This window comes from Cronbergia sp. UHCC 0137, assembly GCF_034932285.1.
Taxonomy (GTDB): domain Bacteria; phylum Cyanobacteriota; class Cyanobacteriia; order Cyanobacteriales; family Nostocaceae; genus Cronbergia.
In genome coordinates, this window is record NZ_JAYGHC010000084.1 from 1 (window position 1) to 16,114 (window position 16,114).

14 protein-coding genes are annotated in these 16,114 nt (G+C 35.7%); 3 read left to right on the forward strand and 11 right to left on the reverse strand.

Annotation, left to right across the window (positions count from 1 at the left end):
- From VB711_RS26600 to VB711_RS25220, 6 genes are all read right to left on the reverse strand, one after another.
- The coding region (locus VB711_RS26600) for a DUF29 family protein (protein WP_416233622.1) at positions 1-169 on the reverse strand (169 nt) is incomplete at its 3' end.
- Between the two features lie 52 nt (positions 170-221).
- The gene (locus VB711_RS25200; RefSeq protein ID WP_323289176.1) at positions 222-512 is read right to left on the reverse strand and encodes a hypothetical protein; all 291 of its coding nucleotides are present in this window, start codon (positions 510-512) and stop codon (positions 222-224) included.
- A 135-nt stretch (positions 513-647) separates the two neighbouring features.
- Entirely contained in the window at positions 648-1,226 is a 579-nt protein-coding gene (locus tag VB711_RS25205) for a hypothetical protein (RefSeq protein WP_323289177.1), read from the reverse strand.
- A 13-nt stretch (positions 1,227-1,239) separates the two neighbouring features.
- Positions 1,240-2,244, reverse strand: a complete 1,005-nt coding sequence (locus VB711_RS25210; protein WP_323289178.1) for a serine/threonine protein kinase — start codon at positions 2,242-2,244, stop codon at positions 1,240-1,242.
- Positions 2,245-2,250: 6 nt separating this feature from the next.
- Complete coding sequence (locus VB711_RS25215) at positions 2,251-4,044, reverse strand: protein phosphatase 2C domain-containing protein (RefSeq protein WP_323289179.1); 1,794 nt, start codon at positions 4,042-4,044, stop codon at positions 2,251-2,253.
- Positions 4,045-4,172: 128 nt separating this feature from the next.
- Positions 4,173-4,844 (reverse strand): VWA domain-containing protein, encoded by a 672-nt coding sequence (locus tag VB711_RS25220; RefSeq protein WP_323289180.1) that lies wholly within the window; start codon positions 4,842-4,844, stop codon positions 4,173-4,175.
- 234 nt (positions 4,845-5,078) lie between these two features.
- On the opposite strand from VB711_RS25220, the gene VB711_RS25225 reads away from it, so the two are divergent.
- A complete protein-coding gene (locus tag VB711_RS25225; RefSeq protein WP_323289181.1) occupies positions 5,079-6,401 on the forward strand; it encodes an NB-ARC domain-containing protein in 1,323 nt (440 codons plus the stop codon).
- Positions 6,402-6,607: 206 nt separating this feature from the next.
- Here VB711_RS25225 and sir read toward each other — a convergent pair whose 3' ends face one another.
- The 5 genes from sir to metG all read right to left on the reverse strand — a co-directional run bounded on the left by sir (position 6,608) and on the right by metG (position 13,769).
- Positions 6,608-8,521: a sulfite reductase, ferredoxin dependent gene (gene sir, locus VB711_RS25230; protein ID WP_323289182.1), complete on the reverse strand. Its 1,914-nt coding sequence runs from the start codon at positions 8,519-8,521 to the stop codon at positions 6,608-6,610.
- Between the two features lie 249 nt (positions 8,522-8,770).
- On the reverse strand, positions 8,771-10,096 hold the full coding sequence (locus VB711_RS25235) for an ABC transporter substrate-binding protein (RefSeq protein WP_323289183.1): 1,326 nt from the start codon (positions 10,094-10,096) through the stop codon (positions 8,771-8,773).
- Positions 10,097-10,154: 58 nt separating this feature from the next.
- Positions 10,155-11,393 (reverse strand): LPS export ABC transporter periplasmic protein LptC, encoded by a 1,239-nt coding sequence (gene lptC, locus VB711_RS25240; protein ID WP_323289184.1) that lies wholly within the window; start codon positions 11,391-11,393, stop codon positions 10,155-10,157.
- Positions 11,394-11,395: 2 nt separating this feature from the next.
- Positions 11,396-12,025, reverse strand: a complete 630-nt coding sequence (locus VB711_RS25245) for an NYN domain-containing protein (protein WP_323289185.1) — start codon at positions 12,023-12,025, stop codon at positions 11,396-11,398.
- 142 nt (positions 12,026-12,167) lie between these two features.
- Positions 12,168-13,769 (reverse strand): methionine--tRNA ligase, encoded by a 1,602-nt coding sequence (gene metG, locus VB711_RS25250; protein WP_323289186.1) that lies wholly within the window; start codon positions 13,767-13,769, stop codon positions 12,168-12,170.
- Between the two features lie 472 nt (positions 13,770-14,241).
- On the opposite strand from metG, the gene VB711_RS25255 reads away from it, so the two are divergent.
- Both VB711_RS25255 and VB711_RS25260 read left to right on the forward strand, forming a co-directional pair.
- Positions 14,242-14,967, forward strand: coding sequence for a lysophospholipid acyltransferase family protein (locus tag VB711_RS25255; RefSeq protein ID WP_323289187.1), 726 nt, complete (start codon positions 14,242-14,244; stop codon positions 14,965-14,967).
- 198 nt (positions 14,968-15,165) lie between these two features.
- Entirely contained in the window at positions 15,166-15,999 is an 834-nt protein-coding gene (locus VB711_RS25260; protein WP_323289188.1) for an alpha/beta hydrolase, read from the forward strand.
- Positions 16,000-16,114: the final 115 nt, after the last annotated feature.

Consider the following 16,114-nt stretch of genomic DNA (forward strand, 5'->3'; position numbering starts at 1 on the left):
CTTTTCGTCTTTGTTCAATTCCTAAAGCTTTTATCTCTTCTGTTAAATGTTGCCAATCTAAATTTTCAATATCTTTATTTTGTAATTGTTTGTGCGTTGTTTCTATCCATAAATAATAATCTTCTTCATAAAGGTGAGATTCAATAGATGGAAATATTTGTTTAGTCATATCTTAATCCTGATCGTTCTGTTTAGCGGATCTTGAATCAATCGCTTTGCCTTCAATCAACCTCCCGTAAATCATTTGATAGTACGCTCAATAGTTCCCCAAAGCTGACAGCAACATCATAACCAATCCGCATCGTAAATAATCTGGCATTTGGTTTTTTTTGCTTTAACTTTAATGCTGTTTCTACCCCAGTTTTATCAATTCCGTATTCGCCTGTTTCCGCATCAATTACAATCATTTTACCAATGTTATCATCACACTCCACTTGTTGACGAATGCCATTTTCGTAAAATTGTTTAGCTTTTTGGGCAACTTCTTCTACAGTCCAAAAAATAGCCTGCATGATCATTACACCTGCTTTGTGCTGTTTAATCATTTTAGCTGAATTTTAACCCCTTGTAGGGTATATGTTCGCTTTGGGTACTTATTGAGCAAGCTCTAAGTAGCAAATAATAACATTATCCTACCGTAAAGAATATTAATTATTAATTATTTCTTGTATTATTTGTTCAAATTTTTCACACTCTTGTACTAAATGAATGACTATTTTGGCGAAATGATCAACATTAATTAAACTCATTTCTGTATTATGCATAATTGAAAAGACTTGTTTATCTCCTATTTCTTCTATACACCAAAAGCTTAATTTATACTTTTTATTATTCATTAGAAGCAATGTAGATAAGCCGCCGGGAATATCACCTGTAGAATCAAATTTTAAACCACTTGGACAAGAAAATTCAAGAGTTGAATCATATTTTATGATAAATACAGTTTGTGTGTTACCAGAATCCATATCAAATCTCATTATAGCTCTTGTGTCATTAATACTAGAAATATTCCAATCAAGAGTTCGACAGTAACTTTCAATTGTTGATCGAAATTTAAATGAAGAAAGTAAATCTTTTTCAATAGCCATTGACTCATTTCCTGAATTAATAGGTTTACTTGCAGATAGTATCATCCATCTTCTTCCCATGCAGACATCACACTCAGAAGGCTTCATTAATGAAACTATTTGATGACCACAAATTTCACATTGATATGTTTTTTTCATAAGATTTAAATTTTTATAACTTATTCATTATATTCATGACTAGCTTATTTTTATTTTCTTTAGTGTCTGCTAAAAAACCCTTGTTATAAAGTTCTTTAAGCTGTTTTTGAACTTCGTTAATGTCAGGTCTTTCTTCATGATTAAATTTAAGCATTGATCCTATTAACTTGCGTATTTCTACATCTAATGGGTTTTTATCAATGAGACTTCCACTCAATTTAGATTTAGTTTTGATAGATGGTATTTCAAGTTTTTTTCCATTAAGAATTGCTTCGTGAGCATAAGTATAATCTCCTAATACAAATGGACGATTACCTGTCCAATACTGACACAAAATTAGCCCTAAAGAAAAAATATCAGATTTTTTAGTTGGTGCTGGCGTTTCTCCTGCTGTAGCAATATGTTTAGCAAATTCTGGAGAATAATAAACAGGATCACCTACCAAAAATTCTGCGGAAATTACTTCTCCTTCAAGAATGCTACTATCAAAATCAATAATTTTGGCTACTTGCTTTCCTTCCCATTCTTTAATCAGTATATTATCTGGTTTTAAGTCCAGATGAATAACACCATTTGAATGTAAAATTTTTAGCGCTCCCGCTGCTGTTAGCATTACAAATAAACGCTTTTTTGGTTCTAATGTATGTATTTCTTTTGATAAAGAGCTAGTATCAATTTTTTCGCAGACTTTGAAATAATGTTCACCATATTCATCACCATATTTAAAAAAGTCCACCATGACTACTACTGAGCCACCTGTACCACAAGCGGATAGTGCTTGTTGAATTGCTAATTGTTTGATAGCAAATTGTTCACATTGATCTCGCCGTTTTTGTTTTCCTTTTTCGCTACCTGGTGCGTTTTTACCAGGAAAAACTGGACTGAGAAATTTTTTTACAAAATACTCTTTACCATTGTAAACAGCAAAACCCCATTGACATTGACCACCGTTAGCACTATCAAAATCACGGGTTACTATATATTTTTCTGCAATAACATCACCTTTTTGATAAGACATAGCTTATTAATATCTCCTGTGGCTTAGTTTGTTTTGAATTTCTTGATATTTTTGTCGTGTTTTTTGTACATTTTCATATTTAATTCCTGATGAGCGATTACATATCTCTATTGCTTTGTTAATATTCCTCCATGCTGAGTCTAACTCCTGTCGTGTCTCTTGTAAAACTGCTATAAAATAATAAAAGCTAGCATTTTTTTCATATGATGAGGTATTAATTAAATGATGACAAAATTGAATAATGATATTCGAGGCTTCGTATCTACTACTCGCATTCATACTAGATAAATTTAAGGATTTAACAAATGCATCTAAGTCTTCTTCCCAATTTTCAAATTTTTCAGGGGTTTTATTATGTTTAAAACATTTTACATAATATTCAACTGATCTATCCCATTTACTTAATTGATAGTAAATAAAACCAAGGATTTTATAAGTTTCTATTAATTTGTCTTCCTCACCTACTATGCCTTCTATGCCTTCTACTAATAATGAAGATGCTTTGTCTAATAACTTTATTTTTTCTGAATATTTAGTTTCATGCAAAGCTTCTTGATTATAAATTAAACCTAACATATATTTAGGATCACTTTGATGACGATCTATTTCTAACACCTTATTGTATAAATCTTCAGCTTCTTTGAATTGAAATTTTCGATAACAAGAGTTAGCCTCATCTAACAATTTTCTGATTTCCTCCGCTCTATTGGCTGCTTTATCTGTAAATAATAGATTAAGTGATTGAAATGTACTTGCTGGTGTCAATGTTATGGAAGTATGATCTGGAGTTAATGAAGGATGGGTGATTATTGGCCTATTGTGAATTGGTTGTAAACTAGACTGAGTATTTTGAATTAATGGAAAATAGCTTTCATAATTTATTCGATACTTTTCCCACATATTTTGTAACTCATCATAGTTATTATTAGGAGAAATAAAATTGTGTTCAAGGAACTTCAAACGTTCTTGATAAGTATTTCTCAAGTGTTTTGGATTGGCAAAGCCAACTGGATAGATAATTAGAGAAATATCATCCTGTTTAATGTCAGTATATGTTTGGTTAATTAGTTCTTTCCAGTCAATGGAATCTACTTTGTCTCCTTGTGACTTTGAGAGAGTTTCTAATAATAATTTTTCAAATTCCCAAGGAGCATGAAAATATTGAAAACAACCATCTGTACAAGCTAAAAAACACCCGGTTTCTTGAATTTTATAGTGCTGAAAATGGATTTGCCATTTTGGATCAATATCAGCAGTTAAATATTGAGACATGGGAGGATCTTGTCTCAGCATTTCTAAAGCGTTTTTAGAAGTTACTAAATCATCTTTAGTTAGTTGTTGTAAGCCTTTACTTGGACTAAGAAAATAAATTCGTGAATCTCCCATCCAAGCTAAATTAGCTTCGACAATTTTCTCTTGTCCTTGTTGCTTGAGAATACTAACTAAAGCTATAGTTGTACAAAGTTTATGTTCTATTAAAGAGCCTTTAAGTCGAGATGAAGTTCTCGACATATTTTTATCAACTAAGTTTTTTAATGACTGACAAATTTCTTTTTGCAGTTCAATGACATTTTCTGGTGTTATTTGACCGTACCTTTGCTTGAAGAATTTCTTGGTTATTTGAGAAGCTTCTGTGGAAGCAATTTTCCCTCCGGTCTTACCGTCATAACCAGCCGAGCGACCTCCTAATCCATCAAATACACCCATCAAAAAAGTTTGTCCAAAATCTTCAGCTAGATTAGCATCTTCGCCTTTATTTTCAGCAACTTCTATACTGATAATTAAATTAAATTTGCTCATAACCATAACTTAATTCTTGACAGATGTAGTTGGATATATAGAGCTAATGTTAGATCAAAAATTAAAGTTAATATGTTAAAGTTTAAACTTTAATTTATAGCATTGCGATCGCCCATTAGCTCATTAATTTATACGCTATTAGCGATCGCATCTAAAATTTGACCCATATCAATTTCTTCTAATCCATTTCCTGCTTCTGAAGCATAATGAATGGTATTTTCCCAGCTACTCATAATATTCCAGGGTTCAGCATCAGGGGCAAAAAGCAATAATCGTTTGGCTGCTGTTGGTATTTCGTGCCAGTAGTCTGTTAAGTCATCAAAAGTTTTTGGTATATTACTTGGATAATGAGCGGGTTTGGAGCTTTTTTCCAGACTATGAGCGCTGGCATCAGTGTACATAATTATTACATATCTTTGCTTGATAAAATCTCCTTTTCCCCAGTCCGATTTAAGTGCTAATCCTAGTGCTTCTAAACCGTTTTCTGGTTCGTCACCTCCACCATCAGCTTCAATTTTGGAGACAAAGTTAGCAAAATTAGAAGATTGCGATCGCAAGTCAAAAAATTCAGAACATTGCATTACTTGATCAACGGGATCTGCCCAATAATCTCGGAATACAATAACTCTAGCTCTTAACTGGTCAATTTTCTTACTTTTTTCTTGCATCTTAGCTTCTAGTTGCTCATAAAATTTTAGAGCGGCTGTTTTCACTTCTTCTATTAAATGACCCATTGAACCTGTACCATCAATACACATTACTAAGTCCACTGCGTAGGTCACACCCTGATTATCAGCCATAATAAATTTGTACCTGTTATATTTAGTGAATATTTATCTGTCTTTATAGTTATGATACATCTTACTGTTTGAAACTTTCTATACCAAAAAAGTTTGTTTTTCTAACATTTATATAACAAAATATAAACTTAATAACCCAAAAAACACTGAAAATGTATGATTTTCAGGTCTGAAATTAAGTTATAATTGTTGCAATAACTTTTATGTAACCTACGATACATGAATATTACCAAAATGTTACAATTTGTAGATGAAGTAGTTCAGAAACAGACAGGAGATCATTTAGATGATTTAGAGAAAGCTGTTCTTAAAGGAATTTGGCAAGGTCAAACTTACAATCAAATAGCAGACGAATGTGGATATAATAGTCCAAATTATATTGGAGATATAAGTCGTAAGTTATTTAAAATAATATCGGAACAGTTAGGTGAAGATATTAATAAATCTAATTTTTGTTGGACTTTAGAAAGAGTCGTTAATTCTCCTCAGTTTGTTAGTTTAACAAATACTGAAATTAACTGGTGTCACGTTTATCCCAATCATCATATCAACCAAGTTAATGAAGAAATAATAAATAACCAATCACCATCTCATGATTTAGCTTTATCTCCAAAAATTACGCAATTCTATGGAAGAGAAACCGAACTACAAACCCTATCCGATTGGTTAATTAATCAAAATACGCATCTTATCTCAATTTTAGGATTACCAGGAATTGGCAAAACTACGTTAGTTAAAAAGTTTATCGATCTAAATTTACAACAATTCGATGTATTTATTTGGAAAAATATTAAACTCTCTGATTCCTTAGATATGATACTCAAAGAAATTTTAACATTCACTAATTTTGAGCATACCGAAAATAATAAATTAACTCAACTTTTGAGAAGTCTAACCCAAAAAAGATATTTAATTATCCTTGACGATATCCAAGAAATATTTATTTCTGGACAAGTCGCTGGACAATATAAACCTGAATACAAAGACTACAAAACGTTTTTTACCAAGATGATAGAAATTGAACATCAAAGTAGTTTAATATTAATCAGTCAAGAACAATGCCAGGAAATGCTATGTTTAGATGAAAAATTATATTCTGTTAAATGCTTGGAATTAGAAGGGTTAAATAATACTGAAATTCTGAGAAACCTGGGATTAAAAAACGAAGAAACGTGGTCAAAGCTGATTGATTTATATGCAGGCAACCCTGCTTATTTAAAGGATATTGCCAATTTGATTAAAAATATTTTTCAAAATGAAGTAGCAGATTTCTTAAGTGAAGAGTTTCTGTTGACAGAGAATATAAAATATCAATTAAGTGAATTGTTTAACAGACTATCAACAATAGAAAAACAGATTGTTTTAAAAATAAGTGAATCTAATCAACTTTTGACTAGAGAAGACTTAAAAGAAAAGTTGTCTTATTTGTCTTCTATGGAATTAATTAATGGCTTACATTCTTTAAAAAAGCGTTATTTAGTTACGTCAGTAGAAGGTGATAAAAAATTGTTTAATTTATCTCCAGTTTTTAGGGAATATGTTAAGATAAAATCTTGAATTAGACACTTTAGCGTGAGAGTAAAGGAGTATATACTCTACAAGGTCATAACTTGAGTTTTTTCAAAAGTCTGAATTTCAGAGTTAGTAAATATTCCATTTCTTTTGTGTAATTCAGATAGGAAAATAATCTCGTAAAAATAATGGTAGTGGTATTTAAATATAAGGTGGGCATTGCCCACCCTACTTTGCGTTAAAATGTCTTTCTACAAAGTTTGGAAATACTTATCTAAAGCCTCATGTACCAAATCTGTCATTGGACGTTCTTGCTTTTCGGCTGTTTCTTTGAGATGTAAATAAACATCATCTCGCAAACTTACCCGGTGACGCGATTTACCACTACTGGTAGGTTCTCCTGGTGTGTAATTGGTGATAAATTCCCGAATAGATTCAAAACCAACTCGGTTACAAAAATCGCCAAAACTCTCTTTCCCTTTCCGCGACTTTTTAAAATAAACAAAAATCGGTTCTAGGAAACTTTCTATGTCATTTTCGTGCAGTTTGTCGGTGAAAGGTTGAGCCAAACGGGTTTGATCTGGTGAACCCCCTAACCAAACTTGATAAGATTCCGGTGCGCTACCCACAAAACCCAATTCTGCCATGTAGGGACGAGCGCAACCATTGGGGCAGCCTGTCATCCTTACCACAAAATGATCTTTTTGTAAACCGAAACTATCTAAAAGTTTACGAATCCTTTCCAAAATGCTGGGGATGATCCGTTCTGATTCTGTGATTGCTAACCCGCAGGTAGGTAAAGCCGGACAAGCCATTGCATACCGTGTTAAAGGGGCAATTTGACTAGGATCAGCGATAACACCGCATTTGTCTAAAATCTCTTCTATGGCTGCTTTGTCTTCTGGTGGGATGTCGTAAAAAATTAGGTTGTGGTTGGGTGTCAGACGGATAGGTAGGTTAAACTGCTCTACAATTGTGCGGAGGGCTGTTTTTAACTGGAACGTACCTTCATCTTTAACGCGACCGTTTTCAATGGAAATGCCTAAAAATAGTTTACCGTCACCTTGTTCATTCCATCCCAAAAAGTCTTGATATTTGAATTTGGGTAAGGTTTTAAAGGGTTCGAGGGTTTTACCAAAGTATTCTTCTACTTGGGTGCGGAATTTATCGACACCCCAATCATTGATCAGATATTTTAGTCTAGCGTGTCGTCGGTCAGTGCGATCGCCATAATCTCTCTGAGTGGCAACAATGGCTTTCACTAGATTATAAACATCGGCTTTGGCTACATAACAGATAGGATCGGCAATTCTGGCAAAGGTTTCTTCTTTATTGTGTGTTCTGCCTAAACCACCACCGGCAAAAACGTCAAATCCTGCCAATTCTCCCTTTTTATTGGTGATTACGACCAAAGTTAGGTCTTGGGAATACAAATCAATGGAATTATCACCGGGAACTGTCACAGAAACTTTAAATTTACGGGGCATATAGTGAGTCCCATAAATTGGTTCTTCACTATCATGGATAACAGTACCGTTGCCGTTGCTTTGTCGTGCTGCTTTCACCTCTGGGTCTTCTTCGGCGCTAATGGCCTTTTCCCCATCTAACCAAATTTCGTAATAAGCACCGGTTTGGGGAGAGAGTAAATCAGCGATATTTTGGGCATATTCCCAAGCATACTGATATTCTGGACGATTTTTAAAGGGGGCGGGGGGAGCCATGACGTTGCGGTTTAAATCCCCACAAGCACCCAAAGTTGAGCCTAGATTTTGGACAATGATCGCGATCGCACTCTTCAGATTCTTCTTTAGAATACCATGCAACTGAAAACCCTGTCTAGTCGTGGTTCTCAATGTCTGATTACCATATTCATCCGCCAGCTTATCTAACGCCAAATATAGCTCTGGTGGCACAAATCCGCCCGGATTTTTAGTCCGCAACATCATTTGGTAATCTTTTTCTTGTCCTTTCACCCGATTGTCACGATTATCCTGTTGATACGAACCATGAAATTTGAGGATTTGTACCGCATCTTCACTGAAGTGTGTGGTATCTTGTAATATTTCTGTCGCTACAGGTTCACGTAAAAAATTACTATTTTCTTTTAGTCCTTCCACTTTAGAAGGCCTACGGTTGTCCAGGGGAGAAGTTGCAGAGTTAACCATTACAGTAGATGTATCTAAATAATTAGTCTGTTAAAACCAAAGTAGGAAATCAGCATCACACTTCCGGCTATTTAAACTCCGACAAATGGGATGGAAATTTTTAACAATATTTCAATTTTAACACTTTAATATATACCAACGCGCCCAAGATATAATATTTTCAGTAATTTAATGAGTGTATTGTATCAATATATAACTTAAACCCAAACAAATGACTAACGATATCATTTCTTATACCCCAGATTACTTTCAGAGCTTGGCTTTTGATACAGGTGGGGTTTTTCTACTTTCGGTATTCCAAATCAACTCTAAACGCTCTTGAGCTTCTTTGAGTGCTAGTTCAGCCGAAGATTTACCCATTAATGTAGACTCAATTGCTCGATCAAGACTATTAGATAAACGATTGTATCCAGCAATAACTGGTCGAGGACGTGCCACAGACATCTGCTCTATAAACACCTTTAACCAAGGTTTAGAACGGAGGTATTCTTGATAAGTTGGACTTTTGGCAGAATTAATATTAACTGGTAAAAAACCCGTACCTACAGACCATTCTGTTTGAAATTCTTCACTCATCACAAACTCTAAAAACCTCAGTGCTGCCTTTTCTCTTGCGGGATTAGTCTTCATCACATAGAGATTTCCACCACCAATCACCGTCGCTTTTTTAAGTTTAGTTGGTATGGAAAAAAGATTATAATCGACCTTAGACCTAGTAATATAAGTCCAGGGTCCGGTTATTTGCATAGCCACACGACCGGCAACAAAATCATCTTCCTCATAACCCCGTTCAGGTGCAGAAAGAATTGCTGAACCATCTTTAATTAGAGATTCCCAAAATTTTAAAGCAGTAATAGCTCCAGGATTGGTTAAATTTGGATAGCCATTAGTTACTATCTCCCCACCAGCACTTAATAAAAACGGAAACCAACTAAAAACAGTCCATTCTTTCTTTCCTAAAGGTAATAATATCCCATGTTGGTCTAGTCGCCCGTCCCCATTTTTATCAATAGTCAATTTTTTAGCAACTTGACGTAGTTCTTCCCAACTTTTAGGTAATTCTTTGATTCCCCCAGCCTCAAATAGTTTAGGACGATAAAAAATAGCTATATTACTTGTATAAAGAGGAATTGACCACAAGTGACCATCTAATTTTAATTCCTCCATTGCATTGGGAATAACTTCCGATTTTACTGCTAATTGATCAAACCATTGCTCTAAAGGGACAATTGCTCCCAATTCTACAAACTGACCTGTAAGTTGAGGGTAAAAAGACAAAATATCTGGTGGTGAATTACCAACAACAGCCGTTAATATTTTCGGTAGTCCTTCTGCATAAACAGAATCTACTTGAATATCACTATATTTCTGATTAAATTTTTTAACCAGTCTTTGAAAAACATCACGGTTTGTTGGAGGATTAATTGATTGCCATAATGTAAGATGAATTACATTACTATCTTTGTGTAAATTAGACTCACAACCCGATAAAAATAACAGCGAGAAACTGAGTAAAATTCCTAAAAATAAACGAAAATAATTTGTAATTTGGCAGCAAAAAAAAATACTTTTCATACCATATATTTTGAGATATAATTTTCCAAATTTAGGTTATAGATTTTTACATCAAATTTTACTGCCCTTTTTCTTGGGGGATAATTTCCGTTAATACTCTATTACTGGAACTACCACCTTTGACTACAATGTTTTCTGTTTGTAGGTTGCCTACGGCTGTTTCCCCTGTGAAAGTTAATTTTGGTTCAATTTGACGGTAAACTACATTTCCTTGGGCTTCTAGTAATTTCTTTTCTAAATACCAAGTGAGTTGATTTGATGTTAAAGTCTGGCGACGTTGACCAACGGCTTGAACATTACCTGTTAAATAAACGGTTTTTTGGGGGATTTTCATTTCGGCTTGATTGCCAGTTACATTCACATTTTCTGTCCGGTGGAGGATACGCACAGGGGAATTTGTCGTGACTATTTCTGTGTTCATGTTCCAAGTCATCGAGTTACTAACTATTTGCATTGGTGGGTCTAGTAACTCTAATTGAGCATTGGGTTTAATAGTTGCTACTTTGGTTTTTAAATTCACTTGGGCTGCATTTCCCCGACCTCTATCTGTGATTTGATTATTTTTGTAACGGTCGATTTGAATAGGGCGATCGCTAATTAGTTTATCTTCTTTAATTTTCCAAGTCAAATGCTCACTCTGGATTTGCAATGGGGGATCAACAGACTTCGCTACCACCCCCCCAAAAAATTCTACCCTCTGTTCACGGGTTTTAACTCTAGCTTCCTTAGCCACCGCTTGTAATTGTTTGTGATTACCATTTAACTGATTGCGAACAATTAATAAATCTTCCTGGGGTCGCCATTCCAATTCATTACCTTGTAATACAATACCATTACGGGGATCGGTGGCTACAATTTTACCCTTGAGTAATAATTGCTTACCATCTTGCTCTATATCCGCTTGATCTGCTTTAATGTTATATACAACTTTACCATCTTGATATAATTCACCATTGGGCTTTTCTGCTTGGGCGATTTGTTTTTCTTTAGTATATTTTGCTTGTTTAGCTTTAACTTTCCAAATCGGTCGGCCTGTTTCATCAAATTGTTCTAAAGCTACACCAAAAAAAGTTAATTTACTATCTAGGTCTTGTTTAGCTGATTCCTGAATATTTGGTGGAGTTGGAGAAGGATTAACGCAGGATGATAGCCCCATAAGCAAACATAAAGTCAACGGCAGGTGATACCAATTTAGTTGTAATTGTCGAAATGAATAGAACTGAGGGGAGTATTTATGATTTCCCCTCTGAGCTTTTGAATTGTCTCTTCCATTCGTCCTGCCTTGTTGATGTAGCATTATTATTCGGGGATTCCTAAATGTCCATCACTGCTTCTGGGGTCTTCCAAAAATCCCATACCAGATAAAGGTCGATATGGGTAGCTTTGACGGGGGGTTTTTTGAATATCTTCTTTGATAGCTTCTAGATCAATATAGCGATCGCTCACATTAATTAAACTATCACTGGTCATAGAACGCAAACTTACCACCTCTACCCGCACACCACGATAACTCACAGAATTAACAGCATAGGCTAAATCGCCATCACCACTAACTAAAACTGCGGTATCATAGGAATCAACTAGCGCCATCATGTCTACAGCTATTTCTACATCCAAATTAGCCTTCTTAGAGCCATCTGGTAACTGTACCAAATCCTTAGCAATAACTCGATAGCCATTACGACGCATCCACAACAAAAACCCTTGCTGTTTCTCATTGGTACGATCTACTCCCGTATAGAAGAAAGAACGCAACAACCTTGATCCCCCAGTTAAACGACACAATAACTTAGTGTAATCAATTTCGATCCCTAATTGCAGTGCCGCATAAAATAGATTAGAGCCATCTATAAATATCGCTACCCGACCCCGATTTTCCAAAACCTGTTCTGGTGAAAAAATCGAGTCGTTTTCCAAGTTGTTCAACATTGTTGTCATACCTCTGTTTTATCCCTGTTATGATAGAGAAAGTTAACTTTTATGGGCTTTTTAAAGCGATTTATGATAAGCTTCCGGGGCTAATAAACTAAGCCCCGAATAAATTTTGTGAGTAAATCAAAAATTGAGAATGCTAATCGGTTTTTGGGGTTTCTATACGTTTAAAAATTGGTTGGGGTGTACCCAATTGTTGTTGATTAGAAAGTATTCCCCATGTTGCATGAGTGGCAAAAGGTGCAACAATTAAACTCTCTTTTTGATCATTAAAATCAATCTTCCAGCCCAGTTGCTGATAAATATCGCCACTGATATTAGGAATAATAGGAGACAGAAGATAAGCTGCTAATCTGACCGATTCTAAAACCGTATAGAGTACCGCTTCGACTTCCTCCTGTTTTCCTTGTTTATATAATGACCATGGTGCTTGATCATCAATAAACTTATTACTGGCTTGTACCAAGGATAAAACCGCTTCACAAGACTGATTAAAAGCTAATGCTTCATAAGCTTGTTTAACTCGTTCCCCCAAAGTTAGACCAATCGCTTTTAAAGGATTATTAGCCGGAATAGCTTCCTGGACGATTGACGGCACATTACCAGCGCAGTATTTTTTCACCATGTTCAAGGTACGATTTAACAAATTACCTAAATCATTTGCCAAATCTGCATTCAGAACATTAATGAACCTAATCTCATTAAAATCTCCATCCTTGCCAAATTCGATTTCCTTAAGGAAGTAATAACGAACAGAGTCACTACCATAACGTTTAACTAACCCCACAGGATCAAGGGTGTTACCCAGAGTCTTACCCATTTTTTGACCATCTTTAGTTAAAAAACCGTGGCCAAATACTCTTTCTGGTAAAGATAACCCTGCTGACATCAGCATGGCTGGCCAGTAAACTGCATGAAATCGCAGAATATCTTTACCAATCAGGTGTAAATTAATTGGCCACCATCTTTCTAAAGCATTAGTTAAGTTTGGTTCTGCATCAGGTTCTAACAAGGCTGTAACATAACCCAGCAGCGCGTCAAACCAGACATAAAGGGTATGTTTGGAGTCTACAGGTACAGGAAAACCCCAATCGAGATTTACCCGGGAAATCGAAAAGTCTTGTAATCCCTGACTGACAAAACTCAAGACTTCATTGCGTCTACTTGCTGGCTGGATAAAATCTGGATGGGATTGGTAAAATTCTTCCAGCTTGGTTTGATATTTGGATAGACGGAAAAAGTAGTTTTGCTCATCTCGCCACTCTACTTCTTTGGTAGTATGGATAGGGCAGCGTTTACCGTCTAGGAGTTCCCGTTCTTCTTTAAATTCTTCACAGGAGACGCAATACCAACCTTTTTGTTGTCCTTGGTAAATATCACCATTTTCCCAAACTCGACTGAAGAACTCTTGAACTATGGCGTGATGACGGGGATCTGTAGTCCGGCTAAAGCGATCGTATTGAATATTTAGCACCTCCCACAGGCTGATAAAACTAGGTACTATTTGATCACAAAACTCCTGTGGGGCTTTTCCTAATGTGGCTGCTGAACGCTCAATTTTTTGTCCATGTTCATCTGTTCCGGTGATTAATAGTACCTTGTTTCCCTGGAGGCGCTGAAATCTGGCCACTACATCGGCAGCTATTGTTGTATAAGCACTGCCAATATGGGGAATATCGTTAACATAGTATAGAGGGGTTGTGAGTACAAAGGTCTTTTCTGCTTTATCCACTAGATTCATGCACAATAAAAAACAACTTATTAAACGGTTTTATGTCTAACTTAAGTCTGTAAAACCACGCAATTATAGAACATTACTCCTGTTTTTTCAAACAATATTTTAATATTAGCAAATTTCTCGGCTTCAGAGTTTTTTTGTCATATCTATAAATTCCGGCTGATTTGTTGGGAAATGAGGGAAAGTAGTCGGTGGTAATCATGGTGAAAGCTGTTTACTCCATTGGTTGTGACAGGACAGAAGGTGGAGGTATTGGGATATGCCCATACAAAAATCAAAATTCAAAGTCAAGATGGCGTAAGCTTTTGAGAAATTTAAAATGATTGGTTTATTTACACCAAACTGATCAAAGTTGTAAAAAGATGATTGTCTTGATGATGACTAGATTCGGCTCTAAAAAAAATGACGGTATAATAAAGAAAGAATTAAATCAACATAAATTGCGATATTTTCTGAAAGGATATAATGTTTAACTATGAGTCAAAATAGCCCTTTAGATATTTCTCGCTGCTTACTTGCGTCTTTTTCAACACAAATATTTCGCTATTATGAAGATCGGATTCCTGGCGATGCGAATGTGTTAGTAGTGAGTAATCACCGCAGTTTTATGGATGCACTTCTGTTAATGACGGCTTTATCAACTCCCATTCGTTTTGCTTGTCATCATTACATGGGACAAGTTCCCCTAATTAAAGAAATTGTCACTGAACAATTGGGTTGTTTTCCTTTAGAGAAAGTGCAAAATCGCCAGCAAAGTTTTTTGATCCAGTCAGAAAAACTGTTACAATCTAAGCAGATGGTAGGAGTGTTTCCCGAAGGAACGCAACCAATGGTGAAACTAACCCAACCTAATCAATTAGGTGAATTTCAAAGGGGTTTTGCTCATTTAGCATTGCGGGCTGATGTATCAGATTTGGCAGTTTTACCAGTAGCGATCGCCTCCTTGGAAGAGGTTAACACTACAGCTTTTCCCACCAGATTATTGAGTGTATTTGACCCTTCTGAACCTTTGTTTCAAACACCTGGTTGGCATCCTGTGGTAATATACCGTCGGGTAGCGGTGTTGGTGGGTCATCCCTATTGGATTACTTCCCAAGATTACAAACAGTATCAGGGTAAACAGGCTAAAACCGTCGTCAATAAACTTACACAACAGTGTCACAGCGAAATTGCTAGTTTACTACGTCAAGGTTGTTATTAGTCAGAGACGAGGGGAAAATTACCCTTTACCTAAGAGTAGCTGAAGCGCCTCCACTCATTTCTATATAATTCATTGAATCTTCACTAAATTCTGTAATCAGGATTTCAGACTGAGGGTTTGTTTATGTGGAAAAGCTGATTTTTGCAGTTTATAGTCCTATATTAAAGAAAGCTAAAAACCTGAAAATAGATACTGAAAATGCCAGAAGTTGAACATAAGCCTTGTTTTTTAACTCCTAAACAGGTACGATTAGAATATCCATTGTTTGTCTATTTACCAGGGATGGATGGAACAGGTCAACTATTGCGATCGCAAACTGCGGGGTTAGAACTTGGTTTTGATGTCCGTTGTTTAGCGATACCCAGAAAAGACCTGACCACCTGGGAAGTGCTAACTAAGAACGTTTTAGACCTAATTCACGCCGAATTAGAAAAAAGCTGCCAAAGAGCAGTTTACCTGTGTGGAGAGTCCTTTGGGGGCTGTTTGGCGATGAAAGTGGCTATTGAGTCACCGCAGTTATTTAAACGCATTATTTTAATTAATCCCGCTTCGGCTTTTCAGTTGCGTCCTTGGTTAAATTCAGTATCTCAACTCACTTCCTTTGTACCATCATCTTTTTATGATCTGGGAGCATTGGGTTTGTTGCCTTTTTTGGCATCTTTAGCGAGAATGTCTAGTAGCGATCGCCATGAATTATTAAAAACTATGCGTTCTGTACCACCAGAAACAGTTAATTGGCGTTTATCTTTGCTGCGAGAGTTTCAAGTTGAAGAAGCACAATTGCAACTACTAGAACAACAAGTTTTACTAATTGCTGGAGGAAGCGACAGGCTTTTACCTTCGGAAACAGAAGTTCAGCGATTAATGAATATTTTACCCAATACCAAAAAAGTTATATTACCTGATAGTGGTCACGCTTGCTTATTAGAAAAACACGTAAATCTCTATAAAATTCTGCAAAGTAACGATTTTTTGGAAATTGAAGCCTCACAAATCCAAGAACTAGAAATTAGTCTGACTTATGAGACTTAAAATTAATCTAATAAACCTTAGATTTCTGGTTCAATACCCAAAGCTTTTAATTGCGCGATCGCTTTTTCCGCCCGTTGGCGTTCCAATTCCGCCCGTTGACGTTCTTTTTCTGCTC